General features: G+C 69.2%; 12 protein-coding genes and 1 pseudogene. 5 read left to right on the top strand and 8 right to left on the bottom strand.

Annotation, left to right across the window (positions count from 1 at the left end; translation table 11 throughout):
- Positions 1–40: 40 nt before the first annotated feature.
- Both MKK88_RS08850 and MKK88_RS08845 read right to left on the bottom strand, forming a co-directional pair.
- Positions 41–1,768 (bottom strand): adenylate/guanylate cyclase domain-containing protein, encoded by a 1,728-nt coding sequence (locus tag MKK88_RS08850; protein ID WP_243998906.1) that lies wholly within the window; start codon positions 1,766–1,768, stop codon positions 41–43.
- 97 nt (positions 1,769–1,865) lie between these two features.
- On the bottom strand, positions 1,866–3,113 hold the full coding sequence (locus tag MKK88_RS08845; protein ID WP_243998904.1) for a flavin monoamine oxidase family protein: 1,248 nt from the start codon (positions 3,111–3,113) through the stop codon (positions 1,866–1,868).
- Between the two features lie 154 nt (positions 3,114–3,267).
- On the opposite strand from MKK88_RS08845, the gene MKK88_RS08840 reads away from it, so the two are divergent.
- Positions 3,268–3,834, top strand: a complete 567-nt coding sequence (locus MKK88_RS08840) for a DNA-3-methyladenine glycosylase (RefSeq protein ID WP_243998922.1) — start codon at positions 3,268–3,270, stop codon at positions 3,832–3,834.
- Positions 3,835–5,037: 1,203 nt separating this feature from the next.
- On the opposite strand, the gene MKK88_RS08835 is transcribed toward MKK88_RS08840, so the two are convergent.
- Positions 5,038–7,239, bottom strand: a complete 2,202-nt coding sequence (locus MKK88_RS08835; protein ID WP_243998902.1) for an ATP-dependent RecD-like DNA helicase — start codon at positions 7,237–7,239, stop codon at positions 5,038–5,040.
- A gap of 399 nt (positions 7,240–7,638) precedes the next feature.
- On the opposite strand from MKK88_RS08835, the gene MKK88_RS08830 reads away from it, so the two are divergent.
- Entirely contained in the window at positions 7,639–7,884 is a 246-nt protein-coding gene (locus MKK88_RS08830; protein ID WP_243998900.1) for a hypothetical protein, read from the top strand.
- Positions 7,885–8,044: 160 nt separating this feature from the next.
- On the opposite strand, the gene MKK88_RS08820 is transcribed toward MKK88_RS08830, so the two are convergent.
- The 3 genes from MKK88_RS08820 to MKK88_RS08810 all read right to left on the bottom strand — a co-directional run bounded on the left by MKK88_RS08820 (position 8,045) and on the right by MKK88_RS08810 (position 14,628).
- Positions 8,045–11,521: a CheR family methyltransferase gene (locus MKK88_RS08820; RefSeq protein WP_279602175.1), complete on the bottom strand. Its 3,477-nt coding sequence runs from the start codon at positions 11,519–11,521 to the stop codon at positions 8,045–8,047.
- Entirely contained in the window at positions 11,502–12,062 is a 561-nt protein-coding gene (locus MKK88_RS08815; RefSeq protein ID WP_243998898.1) for a PAS domain-containing protein, read from the bottom strand. Before MKK88_RS08815 ends, MKK88_RS08820 begins: the two co-directional genes overlap by 20 nt.
- A 463-nt stretch (positions 12,063–12,525) precedes the next feature.
- Positions 12,526–14,628, bottom strand: coding sequence for an ATP-binding protein (locus tag MKK88_RS08810; protein WP_243998896.1), 2,103 nt, complete (start codon positions 14,626–14,628; stop codon positions 12,526–12,528).
- A gap of 464 nt (positions 14,629–15,092) precedes the next feature.
- Here MKK88_RS08810 and MKK88_RS08805 point away from each other — a divergent pair, with 464 nt between their 5' ends.
- Positions 15,093–16,760 (top strand): methyl-accepting chemotaxis protein, encoded by a 1,668-nt coding sequence (locus tag MKK88_RS08805; protein WP_243998894.1) that lies wholly within the window; start codon positions 15,093–15,095, stop codon positions 16,758–16,760.
- Between the two features lie 43 nt (positions 16,761–16,803).
- Here the strand turns inward: MKK88_RS08805 and MKK88_RS08800 are convergent, their stop codons facing one another.
- Together MKK88_RS08800 and MKK88_RS08795 are read right to left on the bottom strand one after the other, a co-directional pair.
- Positions 16,804–17,154 carry a hypothetical protein gene (locus tag MKK88_RS08800; protein ID WP_243998892.1) on the bottom strand — a complete coding sequence of 117 codons (351 nt, stop codon included), beginning with the start codon at positions 17,152–17,154 and terminating at the stop codon, positions 16,804–16,806.
- Positions 17,155–17,273: 119 nt separating this feature from the next.
- Positions 17,274–18,377, bottom strand: coding sequence for an SMP-30/gluconolactonase/LRE family protein (locus MKK88_RS08795; RefSeq protein WP_243998890.1), 1,104 nt, complete (start codon positions 18,375–18,377; stop codon positions 17,274–17,276).
- A 168-nt stretch (positions 18,378–18,545) separates the two neighbouring features.
- Here MKK88_RS08795 and MKK88_RS08790 point away from each other — a divergent pair, with 168 nt between their 5' ends.
- Positions 18,546–18,791 carry a DUF6894 family protein gene (locus MKK88_RS08790; RefSeq protein ID WP_243998888.1) on the top strand — a complete coding sequence of 82 codons (246 nt, stop codon included), beginning with the start codon at positions 18,546–18,548 and terminating at the stop codon, positions 18,789–18,791.
- A gap of 74 nt (positions 18,792–18,865) precedes the next feature.
- A pseudogene (locus MKK88_RS08785) lies at positions 18,866–19,007 on the top strand (Holliday junction branch migration DNA helicase RuvB); the annotation flags it as partial.

Raw genomic sequence — 19,007 nt, 5'->3', positions numbered from 1 at the left:
CGCGTTCGCCCGCGGGACGGGCCCCTGTGACGGCCCGCCTTCACCGGTCGCCGAGCGTGCTGACCCGGACGGTCTCGCTGCGCCCGCGGATCATGACATCCCGGACCGAGGCCGGCGCCACTTGGGCTGCCCGGTAGACCGATTCCGACACGACGGCCACGCAGCCCAGGGTCTTGGTCAGCCCCTGGAGCCGGGCGGCGACGTTGACGGTGTCGCCGAGCGCGGTGAAGCGGGCATCGGTGGCGTCGCCCATCTCGCCGACGATCGCCGGCCCGGCATGGACGCCGACCCCGTAGCGCAGGGTGTGCTCCAGATCCTCCGCCAGCAGGTGGTTCAGGGCGGCGACGGACTCGCCGATGAGCTCCACCGACCGCAGGGCGTCCCGGGCCGCCTGCTCGGGCTCGCTCTCCAGGCCGAACAGGGCGAGCAGCCCGTCGCCCAGGAACTGGTTGGTCGAGCCGCCCGCCGCCCGGACGGCCTCGCCCACCGCGCCGAGGAACCGGTTGATGATGAACACCGTGTCGTAGGGCAGCCGCTCCTCGGCGAGCCGGGTCGAGCCGCGCAGGTCCACGAACATCGCCACGATGAAGCGCTCCTCGCCGGATTCGGCCCGGTCGAGGAGGTCCGTTGGGCGGACACGCGGCTGCGGCGGCAGAAGCGGCACCACGGCGAGGTCGGTCTCGGGCCGGAACTGGCAGGCGAGGCGCACGCCCGGCCCGGCGGCGATGCGCGCCAGGACCGCGCCCTCGGCCCGGCCGGGCGGCGGCGCGCCGCCGCTGCCGTCCGTCACCCGGATCCGGCAGGTCGAACACCGGCCGCGGCCGCCGCAGACGCTGGCATGCGGGATCCGGTTGCGGCGGCTCGCCTCCAGCACGCTGGTGCCCCGGGGCACCCGCACCACCCGCCCGTCGGGATAGCTGAGCCGGACCGTGCCGCGCTGGATCTCCGCGAGCGTCCGCGCCCCGCGGGCCGCGATGACCGCCGCCACGAGACCCGCATAGACGAGGAGCATCCGGTCCCGGATCCCGGCGAGGCGCGCCACCTGATCGGGCAGGCCGACATGGATCGGCTGGAGCGCCACCGCCCGCCAGGCGGGATCCTGCGCCAGGACGCGGATCGCCCGGCCGCCCTGCGCGAAGCCCAGCAGGGCCACGACCGGCACCAGCACGGCGAGCGCCAGCAGCGCCGGCGCGGCGCGCGCGAAGCCGGGCTTCAGCCGGAGCCAGAAATACAGGCCCGTACAGCCGTGGACCCAGGCCACGATGAGCACGGCCACCTGCAGCACGCCGAGCATCGGGGCCGCGATCCAGAAGGTGTAGAGTTCCTGCGCGTAACCCTTGTCGAGCCCCTCGGTGGCGAAGGCGACCCGGGTCCCGGTGATGTGGCTGACGAGCAGCGGCGGGATCAGGAGGCCGGAGCCCAGTTGCAGGATCTCGGAACCCCGCAGGCGGAAGAACCGGCTCGCGTAGAGCGCCTGGAGCCCGAGCAGGATGTGGAGCAGCAGCGCGCCGTACAGCAGCGCCAGCCCGAGCGGGTTGAGCCAGAGGGCCGTGACGACGTCGAGCCCGTCCTCCATGGTGGCGAGGGAGATGTTGCCGAGGGCGTGGTTGGTCAGGTGGGTCAGCACGTAAGCAAACAGCACCAGACCGCTCGCCAGCCGGAGCCGGCGCAGGGTCAGGGGCGACCGCCGCGGCGCGGCAACGGATCGCCGGGTGCCGGCGGGCTCGGCGGCGGGTTGCAGCGTCGCGATCGCGGCTGTGCGCGTCATGCTGGGGTCCGGAGGGATCGGCCGGCGGCTCGCAGTTCGGCGACCCTCGTACCAGCAAGACGTGTATCGCGCCCGATCTATTTCGCCGCGTGCGTGTTCACGGCGCGGTTTCAAGCGCCGCCAGGACTTCATCCGCCGCCCGCAAACCGGATTCGTAGGCGCCGCGCGCGGTGGTGAAGGCGTCCGGCGAGGTCGCCTCCCCGGCGAAGAACAGGCGGCCCTCGACCGGCGCCGCCAGGACCGCGCGCTGTCCCGCCGCTCCGGGCTTGGCGTACGCGTAGGAGCCGCGCACGGTGGCGGTCCGGCCCCAGGTGGTGGTGGTGGTCAGGGGCGAGGCCTGCCGGCGGAATTCATCCCCCAGCAGGCCCGCCAGCTCGTCGAGGGCGAAGGCAGCGGCGGCTTCCGCGCCGGCCTGTTCCAGCTCCCGCGCCAGGGTGCCGCCGATATAGACCTCGATCACCGGTCGGCCGAAGGGGCGCAGGTGATAGGCGCCGGTCCGGGCGCTGCGCGGATTGCCGATCAGGTGCCCGTCCGCCGGCAGCGCCTCCGGCGCGGCGAGGTGAAGGAAGACCTTGTTGGCGAGGCCGAGCGGCAGGTCTCGGGCCGCCGCGACCTTGTCGGGCAGCGGCGGGTCGAAACGGATCGCCCCATCGGCCAAGAGGTTGGTCGAGACCGTCACCACGACGGCGCGGGCCTCCAGGGTCCCGCGCGGCGTTTCCAGCCGGACCGGGCCGGCCCCGCCATGGTCGATCCGCGTCACCGGCGTGCCGAGCGCCACCGGCAGGCCGGCGCCGTACGCGACCACGAGGCGGCCATAGCCCCCGCTCACCCGCCAGTCCGATCCGTGGACGGCGTAGCGCGCGGAATCGTGGGTCGAGAGCGCCCCGAGTTCGGCGCCGCTGACGTAGCTGCTGACCGCGTCGAGGAGCCCGTTCCACGGGTTGCCGGGTTCGAGGAGGGCCCCGAGCGGCCGGTCCGCCGGATCCGCCTGCGCGGCCGTCTGCCGACGGTCGAAGGCCTCGGCGGCCGCCTCGTAGGCCCGCTGGTCCTCCGGCGGGAAGCCGAGATCCTGGTGCTGCACGTCCCAGGGGGCCGGGGTCCGGTCGACGTGGAAGCCGAACGTCCCGGCGATCGCCAGCCAGGGATTGTGCTCCGCGCCATGCAGCCAGCCGCAGCCGAGGTCGAGGGGCACGCCGAGCCCGGGTGCCGCGATGGTGCGGGCCCGGCCGCCGGCGCGATCCTCCGCCTCAAGCGCGCGGATCGACCAATCCGGGCGCCGCTCGGTCAGGCGCCGGGCCGCGGCGAGACCCGCGGCCCCCGCGCCCACGATGGCGACATCAACCATGTTGACGATCGTCCGTCTCCCCGGCAGGCGCGATGAGATCCGTCTGCGCGGGTCAACCCGGCGGCCTGTCGGGAGTTGCCTGCCGGACGACACCTACCGAATGCCACCTGCCGAATGCCACCTGCCGAACCCACCTGCCGAACCCCGGGGCCCGATGCTGATGTTCGACTTCGCCCGACCGGTCGCCGCGGTTGCGGAGGAGCTGGTCGGGGCCGGCCTGTTCGTCGACGGGGCGGGCGGCGTCATCGTGGAGACGGAGGCTTATGACCGGACCGATCCCGCCTCGCACAGCTTCAACGGCCCGACCCGGCGCAACGCCAGCATGTTCGGGGTCCCCGGGACCGTCTACGTCTACCGGTCCTACGGGATGCACTGGTGCCTGAACCTCGTCTGCGAGCCCGGCAGCGCGGTGCTGATCCGGGCGCTGGCGCCGACCGAAGGCCTGCCCGCCATGCAGGCCCGGCGGGGTACGGCCGAGGCTCGGCTGCTGTGCGCCGGGCCGGGGCGCCTGTGCCAGGCCCTCGGCGTCACCGGCGCCCAGGATGGTTGGCCGGTCGGGCGGGCGCCGTTCCGGCTCGCGCCCCGCACGGAGCCCGCCGCGGTGGTGAGCGACCGGCGCATCGGCATCACCCGCGGTGCCGAGACGCCCTGGCGCTTCCTGCTCGCGGGCTCCCGGTTCGTCAGCCGTCCGGTGCGGCGGGTCCGTTCGGGACCGGCTTAGCCTATCAGGTTGAGCGTGAGGTGGCTGCTTGCGACCCGTGCAGGCCACCCCGAAGATTGCTAGTGCTTCCAGTAAGCAGACGTTTATCGACTGCCGCTGAATGTTCGATCTGAGTGAGAAAGCCAAATAAATTCAACACAAAGGACACAGTCGTGGTAGAACCTATCTAATATCCGACGACATATCGAGCCTCAATTGCCAGGCGACTTCTCGCCGTGTCCCATATTGTAATTTTATTGTTTTTGGGATTTTTAGGTCGTGCTCAATTAGATCTGTCATCTTCTAAAATAATTTGGATTTTTGCAATTGGAGGTCTAATCATAGCTTTGATATGGAAATTTAATGAGAGTTCAAGTTTTATTATATTGCACGCTGATCGGATTGAAAAGAAGTCGTGGTTTAGTACGAAAACATGGCGGCGCGATGAAGTAGCAAATCTGTCATTGCATTCATTTGGAGAATTTCGCCTAGTCCGTAGATACAACAAGGGAGACTATTTTTTTATTCCTGTGGGCATTAATCGAGACTCCACCTGGAGCGACTGGCTAAGATGAGTGCCTGAGCTTGGAAAATACAGTGGAAGCGCCAAGGAAAAAAGATTTGCCGCCGCTGTTATTTATGTTGGTTTCGGTATTTTGGCGCTCATACCGGCACTTCTATCGTTCGTAGATTTTCGAGACTCCTCAATTATTGAGAACGGGGTGTCGGCACGAGCCAAAATATCAACTGTACAAAATGGAAAAAGTACGGCGTCGGGTTGGATCGATTATAGTCTCCCTAACGGAATTGGCTGCCACGACTGGACAGAGTTGGCACCAAAAGGCTCCGTACGGCCCGGGGACGATATCATCGTAGCCGTCGATCGGGTGTGCGGCCATCCAGTCTCGAGAATAAAACCGCTTCATCCATGGTATTACCTATCAATATCATTTGGTATTATAATCGCGATGTTATATCAGTTGCGCAAACTGAAAAAAGGTGAGATACGAACGGGAAATATCGCGTAAAAATTGCCCCTACTTAAACCGTACGGCTTAGATTTTGAATTTTTCCTAGATTTTTGCTAAAGGCCGCGAGCAAATCCAGCACCGATGTCTGCTTCCACGCATTGCCGCTTGAGAGCGGACAGGCAGAAATCCACCCATCGCGGACATCACCATGACCAAACCGATTAGGCCCAGGTCCTAGGTCACGCGGATCGATCTACGGCCCCCGGCTGAGCCACTCCCGCAGCTTGGTCCAGCGGGGCTTCTGGGTTCCGCCGCGGACCGCCACCGCCACGGCCTTGCGCTGCCCGAGCAGCACCACGAGCCGCTTGCCCCGGGTCACGCCGGTGTAGAGGAGGTTCCGCGCCAGCATCGTCCAATGCTGCATGGCGAGCGGGATCACCACCGCCGGATATTCCGAGCCCTGCGACTTGTGGATGGTGGTGGCGTAGGCCGGCACCAGCGTGTCGAGCTCGCCGTAGGGATAGATCACCTCCCGGCCCTCGAAATCGACGATCACGGCGCCCTCGTCCTCGTCGATCCGCGCCACGGTGCCGAGGTCTCCGTTGAACACCTCGCGGTCGTAGTCGTTCTGGCTTTCCATCACCCGGTCGCCGGGGGCGAAGCGCCAGCCGAAGCGCTCCACCGAGACCGCCGGATTCGGGTTCAGCACCGCCTGAAGTTCGTGGTTGAGGTTCCGTGCGCCGAGCAGCCCGCGCTGCATCGGGGTGAGCACCTGCACGTCGCGCACCGGATCGAGGCCGAACCGGGCCGGGATGCGCCGGGTCACCACCTCGATCAGCGTCGCGACGGCGGGCTCCGGGTCGTCGATCTCGATCCAGTGGAAGTCACTCTCGGCGCCCCGCGGAGCCGGCTCGGGCATCTTGCCGGCGTTGATCCGGTGGGCGTTGACCACGATCCGGCTCTCGGCCGCCTGCCGAAACACCTCCGTGAGCCGGGCCACCGGGACCGCGCCGGCGGCGATCACGTCGGCCAGCACCTGCCCCGGCCCGACCGAGGGCAGCTGATCGACATCGCCGACGAGGAGCAGGGCGGCGTGCTCGGGCACCGCCTTGGTCAGGGCATTCATCAGCGGCACGTCGACCATCGAGGTCTCGTCGATCACGAGGAGATCGCAGGGGAGGGGATTCTCGGCGTTGCGCGAGAAGCCGCCGTGCTTCGGGTCGATCTCCAGCAGCCGATGGAGGGTCTTCGCCTCCAGCCCGGTCTGCTCGCTCATCCGCTTGGCGGCCCGGCCGGTCGGGGCGGCGAGCAGCACCCGCACGCCCTTGGCCCGGAGGATCCGCAGGATCGTGTCCAGCGTCGAGGTCTTGCCCACGCCCGGACCGCCGGTCACCACCGCGAGCTTGGCGCCGAGCACGTGGCGCACCGCCGCCTCCTGCGAGGGCGAGAGCGTCTTGCCGGTCTTCTCCGCCACCCAGGGCAGGGCCCGGGCGAGGTCGATTGCCGGCCAGGGCGGCGTGCCGGTCGCCCGCTGGAGCAGCCGCTCGGCGATGGCGCGCTCGGCGGCGTGCAGGCCGGCGAGGAAGATGCAGGCCTTGTCGCCGATGATGTCCTGCACGACCGCGCCGCTCTCCAGCACGTCGAGGAGGGCCGTGCGGATCAGCGGCGCCGCCACGCCAAGGAGGTCCTCCGCCAGCGTCACGAGATCCGCCACCGGCAGGGCGCAATGGCCCGCATCGGTGGCGGTCTGCAGCGCGAAGGAGATGCCGGCCCGCAGGCGCTGCGGCGCCTCCGGGGTCAGCCCGAGCTTCATCGCGATGGCGTCGGCGGTCTTGAATCCGATGCCGCGGATGTCCTTGGCCAGCCGGTAGGGATCCTCGGTCATGACCGCGATGGCTTCGTGGCCGTAGGTCTTGAAGATCCGCACCGCCCGGGCCGTCCCGACGCCGTTTGCGTGCAGGAACAGCATGATCTCGCGCACGGCCTTCTGCTCGGCCCAGCCGGCGACAATCCGGGCGGCGCGCTTGCGCCCGATCCCCTCCACTTCGGTCAGGCGACCGGGCTCGGCTTCGATGATCTCAAACGTGCCTTCCCCGAAGGCCGCCACGATCCGCTTGGCCATGGCGGGGCCGATGCCGCGCATATGGCCCGAGGCGAGGTACTTCTCGATGCCGGCGACGCCCGTGGGCGGCGTGACCTTGAGCGTATCGGCCTTGAACTGCAGGCCGTGCTGGCGGTCCGTGTGCCAGATGCCGGTGGCGGTGATCCACTCGCCCGCGCCGATCGCCGGCGCGTGGCCGATCACCGGCACGAGGTCGCGCTTGCCCCGCGCCTGGACCTTCAGGACGCAGAAGCCGGTCTCCGGGCTGTGGAAGGTGACGCGCTCGATCGTCCCGGCGAGCGCCTCGACGGGCTGGCCGTGCGCGAAGGGCGGTGGCGTCGCTCGCTGGTTCATGCCCGGACCGGCTGCGCCCGGTCAGCGCATCCAAGGGTTGAAGATCGGGGCCTGCGGGATGCGGGGCAATGGTGCAGCGGCGGACCGGCCAGGGAGGGCGCCGCGACGCGTCGTCACGCGGTTCGGGCCGAACGCCGATACGCGCCGCGCCGCCTTCCAGGCCGCAGGCGACTGCTCGGGACAGGCGCGTTCCCTACGCCGTGTAACCATCCGATCCACCGATCCGGATCGCACGTCTTCCGCAACCGGCGCGCGGTCGATCGAACGAGATCTATTCAATTGTTCGCAATTGATACATGTAAAAAGCGGAGAATGTGCAAAACTATACAGAAATTATCGTGTGGAACCCTTTTCGCAATCTCGCCGTTGCTGCCTCCGATTGATGGCAGGAGGCTATTCATGCGCAACGTCATTCTCTCGGGTGCCCTGTTGGCGACCCTGTGTGGTGCGGCTCTGCCGGCGAGTGCCGAGGAGACCACGGTGATCCATCGCGACGGCGGTCCGAGCGTCGCGGTCGGGCACCGGGATGGCGTCGTCGAGCGCCGTGAGGTCACCACCGGCACCGTCGATTGCGGCTCGAAGACCGTCCACAAGGAGGACGGCATGGGCAACTCGAAGACCGTCCATAAGGAAGGCTGTAACTGAGGGTCCGTCCCAATCGATCGCGGCCCCCCCTCGTCGAGGTCATGGACTGAACGCGCGGGCGTCGGATCCTCCGGCGCCCAGCAGGACGGCCCGTCCGGCATTGCCGCGGCGGGCCGTTTTGCGTTGGGGGGGAACACGAGGACGGCCGCGGCGGGGCCGCTCACCCCCGCGTGAGCGCCGAATCCGGCAGGCGCAGCACAATCCGATACTCGGTCGCGTCGTGGCTGCGTTCCACGGTCGCCTCGAGCTGGCGCAGGGACATCTCGACCAGCAGCGAGCCGAATCCCCGGCCCGGCCGCGGCTCGGCCACCCGGGCCATGCGCTCGCGCCAATCCACGACCAGCCCGTCCGGCCCCCGCTCCCAGGTCACCGACAGGGACCCGTCCTCGGCCCCGAGCGCCCCGTACTTCACCGAGTTGGTCGCCCATTCGTGCAGGATCATCGCCAGCGACGAGACGTGCCGCCAGTTGATCGCCACGAGGGGGCCCTCGATCACCGTCGGGACATGGTCGCGGTAGGGGCGCAGGGTCGCGCCGATCAGGCCGGCGAGGTCGCTCATGCCCTGGCCGTCGGTCGGGTCGGCGAGCGAGTGGGCCCGACCCAACGCCGAGATGCGGTCACGCATGTCGGAGGCGAAGATGCCGATGTCCCGGTGCGTGCGGGAACCCGCCGAGATCATGCCGCCGATGATCGCGAACAGGTTCTTCACCCGGTGGTTCATCTCCCGCAGCATCAGGTCGCGGGTCTCGGCCAGCGCGTATTCGGGCGACACGTCGATACAGACGCCCACGATCCGCTTCCGGTCGCCGCTGCGAGTCAGGCGCCCGTAGCTTCGGATGTGCCGGGGCGCGTGGTCGGCCGCCCGGACCCGGATGCGGGCCTCGAACTCGTCGAGCCCGTGCGCGGCCTCGGCCAGTGCCGCCTCCAGGCCGATCCGGTCCTCCGGCACCACGCTGGCGATCAGGGCCGGGACCGGGTGCGGCGTGTCGGGCGCGAGGCTGAACATCGTGCCGGCGGTGCTGTCGACCACGATGGTGGCCGCGTCGGGGCTGTATTCCCAGACGCCGATCCCGCCGGCCTTGACGGCCAGTTCCAGCCGCTCGCGCTCCGCGGCGAGCTGGCGCTCCAGCGACAGGGCCTCGGTGATGTCGGTGAGCACCAGGGTGGCGCCGTCGATGCTGCCATTCTGCAGGCGGTAGGGCAGGACGCGCAGCGACAGCGTCCGGTCCCCGTCCCGGGTGGTGAGGCGCCGCTGGATCACCGAGCCGCCGGCGCAGACTGCCTCCGCGTCGTGGAGATATTCATGGCCGGCGAGCCGGCTCGACACATCGGCCAGCGGCCGTCCCCGGTCGCCCGGCTGCAGCGGGAAAATCGTGGTTGCGGCCGCGGTATAGCTGCGCACCCGCAGGTCGCGGTCGAGCACGATGACGGCGAGGTCGGTCGATTCGAAGAAGTTGCGCAGGTCGGCATTGGCGATGGTGAGCTGCTCGACCTTGGTCTTCAGCTCGTCGTTGACCGTGGACAGCTCCTCGTTCGTCGACTGGAGCTCCTCGTTCATCGACATCATTTCTTCGTTGGAGCTCTTCAGCTCCTCGTTCGTCGTCTCCAATTCCTCGACGGTCGAGCGCAGCTTGTAGCGCGTGCGCAGCAATTCCTCTTCCAGCGCCTCGACATGGTCGCCGCCCGCGTCCAGGTCGAGCAGGTCGAGGTCGCTCGACGGCTCGAAGGCGCCGGTGTCGCGCAGGACGAGCAGCATCGAGCCGTCCGGCAGCGGATCGCAGATCAGTTCCACCTGCTGCAGGCCGTATTCCGAGCGCACCTCCACATTCCGGACCGCGACGCGCTTGCGCGCATCCCGGGTCCGGCGGAGCAGGGGGCCGATCACGTCGCGCAGGCCCGGCCGCGCCAGCGTGATGGCGCTGGTGCCGCCGGTCCGCGTCACCGGGAAGTCGAAGTAGCGGCTCAGGCGCCCATAGGCACTGATGATGCCGCCATCCTCGTTCAGCACCATGCTGGGCGGGGCGTAGCGCTCGATCACGCGCCGCACCGCCGCGGACTCATCGGAGATCGACGGCTCGCCCCGGCGCTCCTCACGGCCGCCGCGCCGCATCTCGCCGCGCCGGGCGCTGCCGGGCAGATCGATCGGGTATTGCGGCGAGCCCGGCGGCCGCTCGAACAGGCGGGCGTGCTGGTCGATGGCCGGGAACAGGTGCTCGAACCGACTCACGCTCTCGGAGGGGCCGAGGAACAGGTAGCCGCCCGGCCGCACCGCGTAATGGAACAGCGGCACCACCGACTGCTGCAAACGCTCGTCGAAATAGATCAGCAGGTTGCGGCAGGAGAGCAGGTCGATCTTGGAGAAGGGCGGATCCTTCACGAGGCTGTGGCTGGAGAAGCGGATCAGGTCGCGGATCTCGGCCGCGATGGTGAAGCGCTCGGCATGGGGGACGATGTAGCGCTCGCGCATGGGGGCCGAGATGTCGGCGAGCGCCGCGGCCGGGTAGGTCGCCTCCCGGGCGATCTGGAGCATGCGCTCGTCGATGTCGGTGGCGAAGATCTGCACCGCCAGCGGCAGGTCGAGGCTGCGGGCAGTCTCGGCGAACAGCATGGCGAGGCTGTAGGCCTCCTCGCCGCTGGAGCAGCCCGGGATCCAGACCCGGATGTCCTCGTCCGGGTCGCGGTTGCGCAGCAGCGGTTCGACCGCCCGCTCGCGCAGGACCTCGAACAGCTCGGCGTCCCGGAAGAAGCGGGTGACATTGATCAGGAGGTCGCGGAACAGCGCCTCGCACTCGGCCTTGTCGGCCCGGACGCGGGCGAGGTAGGCCCGGCCGGATTCGAGTCCGAGCACGTGCATGCGCCGCTCGACCCGACGCACCAGGGTCGTGCGCTTGTAGCCGGCAAAATCGTGCCCGACCGCCGTGCGGAGCACCCGGCAGAGGTCGTCGAGATGGTCGGCGACCGGACCCGATTCCTCACCGCCCGCATCGGTGCCCCGGCGGCGGAAGAAGGCCGAGAGGCAATCCACGATCTCGCCGGGCGGCTGCACGAAATCGACGAGGCCGGTACCGACCGCCGAGACCGGCATGCCGTCGTAGCGGGCCGTGTCGGGTTGCTGCACCACGCAGACGCCGCCGTGCTCCTTGATGGCCCGCAAGCCGGTGGTGCCGTCGGCCCCCGTGCCCGACAGGATCACGCAGGCCGCGTTGGCCTGCTGATCGACCGCGAGCGAGAGGAAGAAGTCGTCGATCGGCCGGCGCAGGCCCCGCGGCTGCACGAACTGGGTGAGTTCGAGGACGCCGTTCTGGATGACCAAGCCGCGGCCGGGCGGGATGATGTAGACCTTGTCGCCGACGATCCGCTCGCCGCCCTCGCACTGGAGCACCTCCAGCCCGGTATGCCGGTCGAGGAGCTGGGCCAGCATGCTCTCGTGGTTGGGATCGAGGTGCTGGACGATGACGAAGGCCATGCCGGTCGGTGTCCGGGCGCGCGCCAGCATCTCGCGCAGGGCTTCGAGCCCGCCCGCCGAGGCGCCGATTCCCACCACAGGCCCGGTGAACGGTGCGGCCACGACCTGACCGGCGCCGTCCAGGACCTCCGGGGCTCCCGCCCCGGGCTCGTCAAGGAAATCCTGGTGCATCGAGATCCGCGAGGGTGAGCTTCGCCTGCGCGACGGTGGCGACGGTGTTGGCGATCGTCATCAGGGAGCCTTCGATGACGATGCCGCTCTCCGCAAGCGTCGGACTCAGCCGGGACAGGGTCCGGCTTAGCTCGGCATCGTACGCAGAAAGCAACTCCGGTTGCGAGCGGCTGATGTCGAATTGGGATGCGAAAAGAAAGCGCACCTCGCCCGAGATGGCCTTCAGTTTCGACATATACAGGAGATTGACGAACGGACGCCCGTCCTTGCGGAAGTTCACGATCGTGGTGCGCACGGCGCCGATCCGATCGTCCTCCAGGAAGGCGTGGATCTTGGCCCGGGCCTCCCGGTTCTCCGCGTCCTTCTGCAGGAGGCGGCAATTGTGGCCGACGACATCGGCCGCGTCGTACCCGGTCAGCTGGTGAAACCGCTCGTTGACCAGCAGCAGCGGGTTGTCGGCGGTGACGGCAGCCAGCGCCAGGGCGATGTGGGAGCTGTCGAAATAGCTCTTGAGCTCGGCCGGAATGTCCTGCGTCTGCACGGCAGATCCCCTGTCGCCTTTCCGTTCGGCACGTCGCGGCCGGTCCGGCCGTCCCACGCGGCGGCCCGCCACCATAAGGACGGCCACGCTGTCCGGTTCCCGATCTGGGCGGCGGAGCAACGTTTCGTGAGACCCTGTGGGTCCTGTGCCGCACCCGTACCGATACCCGCAAAGCCGGGGCTGCCACCGCGCCACTTCCCTCTCCCGTGCCGGCTACCGGATGCACCTAATCTCCATTGGAGAGGCGAAGGTGGCTCCGCGCCTCTCCCTCCCCCCTCTGCGGGGGAGGGAGGGCGCACGAGCGATCCGGCGGCCCCACTTAGCAACTGCGCGATGATTCCAAACCCGATGTGTGAATCCACAAGCGCGCAGTGGGGGAGGAGGAGACGCGGCCCCGTTGTGCTTGTCTTTCCCGAACCGAGACGCGGGATCCGCAAAGCCCGGCGGCGGACGGCCGCCCGCCTCACCCCTCGCCCGCGATGACCCCCCGGATCCGGGTGGCGAGCGCCTCCAGCGCGAAGGGCTTGGTCATCACCTGCATGCCGGGGCCGAGATGGCCGTGGTTGAGGGCGGCGTTCTCGGCGTAGCCGGTGATGAACAGCACCTTCAGGTCCGGTCGATGCTCGCGCCCGGCCTCGGCCATCTGGCGGCCGTTCATGCCGCCGGGCAGGCCGACATCGGTGATCAGCATGTCGAGGCGCACGTCCGATTGCAGCACCTTCAGGCCCGAGGCGCCGTCCGCCGCCTCGATCGCCGCATAGCCCAGATCCTCGAGCACCTCGGTGACCAGCATCCGCACGGTCGGCTCGTCATCCACCACCAGGACGGTCTCGCCCTGCTCGGCCCGCGGCGCGTGGGCGAGGTCGGGCAGGATCGTCTCGCCGTCGGCCTCGCCGAGATGGCGGGGCAGGTAGAGGCAGACCATCGTGCCCTGGCCGAACTCCGAGTAGATCCGCACCTGCCCGCCGGACTGCTTGGCGAAGCCGTAGATCATCGACAGGCCGAGCCCGGTGCCCTCGCCGAGGGGCTTGGTGGTGAAGAACGGGTCGAACGCCTTGGCGGCGACGTCCGGGGTCATGCCGATGCCGTTGTCCGAGACGCAGAGGGTCACGTACTGGCCGGGCTCCAGGTCGCGCTCCTGCCCGGTCCTGTGGTCGAGCCAGCGGTTGGCCGTCTCGATGACGATGCGGCCGCCCTCCGGCAGGGCGTCCCGGGCGTTGAGGCAGAGGTTGAGGAGCGCGTTCTCCAGCTGGCTCGGATCGACCAGCGTGGGCCAGAGGCCGCCGGCCCCGATCGACTCGATCGCCACCGCGGGGCCGACCGTGCGGCGCACCAGCTCCATCATGCCCTCGACGAGGCGGTTCACGTCGGTGGGCTTCGGATCGAGGGTCTGGCGGCGCGAGAAGGCGAGCAGACGGTGCGTGAGGGCAGTGGCGCGCCGGGCCGCCCCCTGGGCCGCGGCGATGTAGCGGTCGAGATCGCCGACCCGGCCCTGCAGCATCCGGGTCTGCATCAGCTCCAGGGAGCCGACGACCCCGGCCAGCATGTTGTTGAAGTCGTGGGCGAGGCCGCCGGTCAGCTGGCCGACCGCCTCCATCTTCTGCGATTGGCGCAGGGCCTCCTCGGCCCGCATCAGCTCGGCGGTCCGCTCGGCGACGCGCTGCTCCAGGGTCTCGTTGAGGCTGCGCAGGGCCGCGGCGGCCCGGTCGCGCTCCGCTTCGACGGCCCGGCGCTCGTCCACGTCGATCAGGACCCCCGGGAAGCTGAGTGGCGTCCCGTCCGGCCCGTGATCGACCCGGCCGTTCGCCTCGAGCCAGTAGTAGCGCCCGTCGGCGCGGCGGACCCGGTACTGGTGCGCGTAGGCCCCGCCCCGGGCGACCGCTTCGTCGATCGCTGCGGCGAGACCAGCCCGGTCGTCGGGGTGGACGGTTGCCACCACCTGCGCGAGACTCAGGCCCTCGCGGCCCAGGGCCGGATCGAGACCAAAACTCCGCGCAAAAGCCTCGTCCACGGTGAAGCGGTCGCTCGGCAGGTCCCACAGCCACGTGCCGATGATCGCGCCGGCCGCCAGGGCGAGCTGGACGCGCTCGCTGTTGGTGCGGGCCAGGGCCTCGCTGGCGCGGAGTGCATCCTCCGCCTTCCGGCGCGCCGTGATGTCCCGGAACAGGACGGCGACCTGGCGCCGGCTCCGCGGCTCGATCCGGACCGCCGAGACCTCGATGGTGCGGTCCACGAGCGCGAAATAGCGCTCGAAGCGGATCGGCAGGCCGGTCCGGAGCACGCCGCCGTAGAGATCGAGCCAGGCCTCGGCATCGTCCGCCGGGACAAGGTCGCGCAGAGTCCGGCCGACGATGCCGGCGATGCCGGTGTGGCGCTCGTAGCCCGGATTGGCCTCGACGTGGACGTAGTCGCTCAGGGGGCCGTGTGGGCCGTCGAGGAAGGTGATGACGCAGAAGCCGTCGTCGATGGCCTCGAACAGCGTCCGGTAGCGCTCCTCGCTGGCGCGCAGGGCCTGCTCCAGTACCCGGGTCCGCCGCAGGAGGTCGTCGGTCGCGCCTTCGCCCACGTTCAGAACCTGCGCCGCGCGGCGGCGTAGAGGACGGCCCACGCCCGCCCGGCGCGGCCGTTCTCGAGGAGGGCGACGGAGGTGGTCACGGGGAAATCGATCTCCAGGGACGCGAAGGATGCGTGGACGCGTTCTGCCGGAAAGCGTCCCTGGGCGCCACCGTCGACCGGGCCATTCCGCTCCCCCCACCCGATACCAGCCCCGTGCGGGGCGGCTGCCGACGACCCGGCACAATCGTCGAAGGTAGTCTCTCGTCATCCGGCAGCGGGCATGACGTCCCTGCCGCGTCGATGGCGCGACGCGATCACGTTTGCTCGATTCTGCGCCGCGTCGCGATCGAAGGCCAATAAACCGCCGAGATATTAATCATTTGCCCCGATTTGACGCAATCCACGTTCAGACATTTGCCCTGTACAAGTGTCCACGGTGGCGATGATGACCAAGCGAAAGGCAGTTGACCCGCGATGACGATCAAGCAGAGGCTTGTCTCCGTTCTGGCCATGATGGGCCTCTTGCTGTTGGCCACGTCGGCCTTGGGGAATCTCGCGCTCAATTGGAGTCATTCAAGCCTGAAGACCGTCTTTGAGGATCGCGTTATATGTCTTCGCCAATTTAGTATCATTCGCGATTCCTACGATGATGTGATCGGCGTCTCCCGTATGCTGCGCAGCAAGCAGATCGAGCCGGCCAAGGCCAAAGACAGGATCGAGCGTGACCTCTCCAGCCTTCAGACACAATGGTCCGCCTATCAGGCGACGGCCCTGACGCCGGAAGAGGCGATTCTCGCCAAGGATCTGCAGAAGGAGATCGATCAGAACGGCATCATCACCGCCGAGATCCTCCGGCGCCTCGCACAGGGGGACGCTTCGGAGTACGAGACCACGCATGCCGAGTTGCTGAAGAACATGCTGGCTACCAATGCGACCCTCAGCAAGCTGACAACGGTGCAGGTCCGCGAGGCGGAGGCGGAATTCAAACGCTCCGAGAACACCGCGGGCTGGTCGCGCCTCGCCTTGCTGACCGCGCTCGTTCTCGCGGCGCTCAGCATCGCCTACGGCGTCTATACGATCATCATGCAGGTGGCTCGCCCGCTTGGCAGCCTCGTCGGCGTACTGCAGCGGATGGCCCGCGGTGAGATCGACGCGGAGATCGCAGAAGCCGCCCGCGGGGACGAGATCGGCGCGGTCGGCAAGGCCGTCGAGGGCATCAAGGCCATGGTCGCCCGGAAGGCCGCCGAGGAGGCTGAGATCAAGCGCCGTTCCGACGTGGCCGCGGCCGCCGAACGCAAGCGCACCATGGTCGAGCTCGCCGACGGCTTCGAGCGCGCGGTCGGCGGCATCGTCGGGATGGTCTCGTCCTCGGCCACCGAACTTCAGGCCACCGCCCACCAGATGACTGCCACGGCCAACGAGACGGCGTCGCAGTCCACCACCGTGGCCGCCGCTGCCGAGGAAGCCGCCGCCAACGTCAACACCGTGGCGGCGGCGGCCGAGGAGCTCGGCTCGTCCGTGCAGGAGATCGGCCGGCAGGTCTCCGGCTCGACGCGGCTGGCGCAGGCGGCCGTCGGCGAGGCCGATCAGACCGCACACTTGGTCCAGGCGCTGCAGGCCACCTCGGCTCGGATCGGCGACATGGTCGGCATGATCTCGGGGATTGCCGGTCAGACCAATCTGCTGGCGCTCAATGCCACCATCGAGGCGGCGCGCGCCGGAGCGGCGGGGCGGGGCTTTGCCGTGGTCGCCTCGGAGGTCAAGGCGCTGGCCGAGCAGACCGCCAAGGCGACCGACGAAATCGGCCGCCAGATCGGCGAGGTGCAGGGCGTTACGGCTCAGGCCGTGATGGCGATCGGCGGCATCACCGGACGGATCCGCGAGATCGACAGCGTCGCAACCTCGATCGCCGCGGCCGTGGAGCAGCAGGGCGCGGCAACCCAGGAGATCGTGCGCAACGTCGCCCAGGCCTCAGCCGGCACCAACGCGGTGACGGGCAACATCGCCGGCGTGGCGCAGGCCTCGGAGGAGACCGGGGCGGCGGCCGGCCAGGTGCTGTCGGCGGCCACGGAGCTGTCGCGGCAGTCGGAGCATCTCGGCGCCGAGGTCACCCGCTTCCTCGCGACCGTGCGGGCGGCGTGACCCGAGGCCGATATCCCCACGCCGAGCCGACCGAGGCGATGCCTCAGTGCGGCTCGGCGACCCGGCAGGTGGCGGCGCCGGCCCGGGGCCAGCTGTAATAGATCGCCTCGGCCTGCGCGGCGGCGTGGCCGGCGATCTCCGGTACCGAGACCGTCTGCGTATCGAGCACCGCACCGCCGGCGCCCGTGAAGGTGCAGAGGATCGTCACCTGCGTGACCGGATCCGGCCCGGTGTTGCGCAACGCGATCAGCGCCCGCTGCGGCTCGTGCGAATCAGGCGGCGTGTGAAGACGGGTCCCCTGAATCTCGAGGGATCCCGCCGCCCGCACGGGCGCCGCCGCGCCGGCCAGCAGGCCTGCGGCCAGAACAATCCGCGCCGCACGAGAACACCACATCCCCGACATGATCGTCAGACCTCTCCACCTGCCATGCGGCGCGCCTGGCCGCATCCGCGAAACCCGGTAAACCCCAGCGGGGTTCGGGCGTCGATCGGCCGGGTATACGCCTCGTCCGCTCAGTTGCGCAGCGGTTTGGCGTCGATCTGCATCCGGTAGATCGTCGTCGGGAATTTCACCGCCGAGGCCTCGCCGCCGTTCATGGCGGGCGTGCGGTTCATCTGCGCCGCCGGGATCCAGAGCCCGCCCTGCTCGTCGATCCACATGGCGTCGACCCAGACGAGGCGCGGGTCCTGGACGAGCGTGCTCATGGTCCCGTCAGGCGCGATCTTGAGGATGCGCAGCCCGTCCGTGTCGCTCGCATAGATGGTGCCTGACGCGTCGATCGCGGTGCCGCCCGTCGCCACCGTGGCTGCGTGGAGCTTCACGTGCTTGGCCCGCTCGTCGTCGCTCGCGGAGGCGTCGTCGAGATACCGGGTCTCGATGCTGTAGAGCGGGCCGGTGCAGGCTTGGTAGTAGAAGGTCTTGCCGTCCGGCGAGACCTCCAGCTGGTCGGCGTGGATGAACAGCAGCTTGCCCTTGTCGTCCCGCAGAACCCGGCCCTGCCCGGTGAGCGGGCGCTGCGCGATCGTCGACCAATCCCCGTCGAGCACCCGCCACAGGCCCCCGCTGTCGAGGTCGAGGACGATCAGCCCGGGCTGGCCGGCATCCGTCAGGTAGACGTGGCGGCCGTTGAAGCGGAAATCGTCGATGAAGCTCTTGTCCGTCGTGGCCGCCTGGAGCGGGTAGACCTTGCGCACGGTGTTGGTGGCGAGATCGATCTGCACGAGCTTGGGGCCGCCCGGGAGCGGCGCCGCGCCCATCCCGGGGGCGCCCTTGTCGACCACCCAGAGGTCGCCGTCCGGCCCAATCCGGATGGCGTTGACCGCCACGAAGGCCTTGGCCGGGTCGTCGCCGCTCTTCCAGGCGTTCCACCCCGCGTCGGGATAGGCCACGGCCTTGCCGTCCTTCCACTCGCCGAGTTCGATCCCCGTATCCTTGGACTGGCGCTGGAACGGCGAGAACACCCGGCCGTCCTTGGAGCGGGTGACGCCGTTGAACACGAGGCTGTCCGACTGGATCATCGGCTTCAGGGCGTCGGACCCGGCCGGCGCGTCCTCGGCGCGGGCGGCGGTGCCCAGGGCAGCCACGAGCAGGAGGGCGGTGCGTAAGGGGCGTATCATGCGGCGTCCCGGGTCGCGTGAGCGGAAGCTGTCCGCGGAAAGCGCGAAGGGTGGCCTGTGTTCCGCGACCGGATGCGACGCTTCGCCCGGGCTGGATCCCACGCGAGTAAGAACATATAGTGAACATTCAGTCAGGGCCGCGCAGGGCGGCCAGGGGAGGAGCGCAGGATGGCACGCTACCGTTTCCACTGCACCAACGGCCTCGAATGCGTGTTCGATGCCCGCGGCGCCGAGGTTCGCGCCGCCGGGCGGTTGAGCGCCCGGGCCGAGCGGGTCGCGGCCGACGTGCGGCGCGCCCTGGCGAACCGGACCGACTGGTCCGAATGGCGGGTCAGCGTCCACGACCTGACCGGCCGGCGTGTCCTCGTGCAGCCCTTCGAGGCCGCGCGCGACCGGGTGAAGGCGGCGGCCTGACCATGGCCGCCCGGATGACCACGGCCCCGCCACAGAAGCCGGGCCTGCTGCAGGCGGCCGCGAGCCCGGGCGAGATGGATCAGACGATCCGCCCGCTGAGCCTGGCCGAGTTCATCGGCCAGCGGGCGGCCCGGGCCAACATGCAGATCTTCATCGAGGCCGCCCGCAAGACCGGCCAGGCGCTGGACCACGTCCTGTTCGTCGGGCCGCCCGGGC

The sequence above is a fragment of the Methylobacterium sp. E-005 genome (assembly GCF_022829725.1).
Taxonomy (GTDB): Bacteria; Pseudomonadota; Alphaproteobacteria; order Rhizobiales; family Beijerinckiaceae; genus Methylobacterium.
The sequence above is the reverse complement of the archived record's forward strand: the minus strand, read 5'-3'. Positions and strand labels throughout refer to the sequence as shown.

Excerpts from the sequence above, each read along its gene's own strand:
- MKK88_RS08795 (WP_243998890.1), bottom strand. The coding sequence starts at position 18,377 with ATGATACGCCCCTTACGCACCGCCCTCCTGCTCGTGGCTGCCCTGGGC.
- MKK88_RS08835 (WP_243998902.1), bottom strand. The coding sequence starts at position 7,239 with ATGAACCAGCGAGCGACGCCACCGCCCTTCGCGCACGGCCAGCCCGTC.
- MKK88_RS08850 (WP_243998906.1), bottom strand. The coding sequence starts at position 1,768 with ATGACGCGCACAGCCGCGATCGCGACGCTGCAACCCGCCGCCGAGCCC.
- MKK88_RS08800 (WP_243998892.1), bottom strand. The coding sequence starts at position 17,154 with ATGTGGTGTTCTCGTGCGGCGCGGATTGTTCTGGCCGCAGGCCTGCTG.
- MKK88_RS08820 (WP_279602175.1), bottom strand. The coding sequence starts at position 11,521 with ATGCACCAGGATTTCCTTGACGAGCCCGGGGCGGGAGCCCCGGAGGTC.
- MKK88_RS08840 (WP_243998922.1), top strand. The coding sequence starts at position 3,268 with ATGCTGATGTTCGACTTCGCCCGACCGGTCGCCGCGGTTGCGGAGGAG.
- MKK88_RS08830 (WP_243998900.1), top strand. The coding sequence starts at position 7,639 with ATGCGCAACGTCATTCTCTCGGGTGCCCTGTTGGCGACCCTGTGTGGT.
- MKK88_RS08805 (WP_243998894.1), top strand. The coding sequence starts at position 15,093 with ATGACGATCAAGCAGAGGCTTGTCTCCGTTCTGGCCATGATGGGCCTC.
- MKK88_RS08845 (WP_243998904.1), bottom strand. The coding sequence starts at position 3,113 with ATGGTTGATGTCGCCATCGTGGGCGCGGGGGCCGCGGGTCTCGCCGCG.
- MKK88_RS08790 (WP_243998888.1), top strand. The coding sequence starts at position 18,546 with ATGGCACGCTACCGTTTCCACTGCACCAACGGCCTCGAATGCGTGTTC.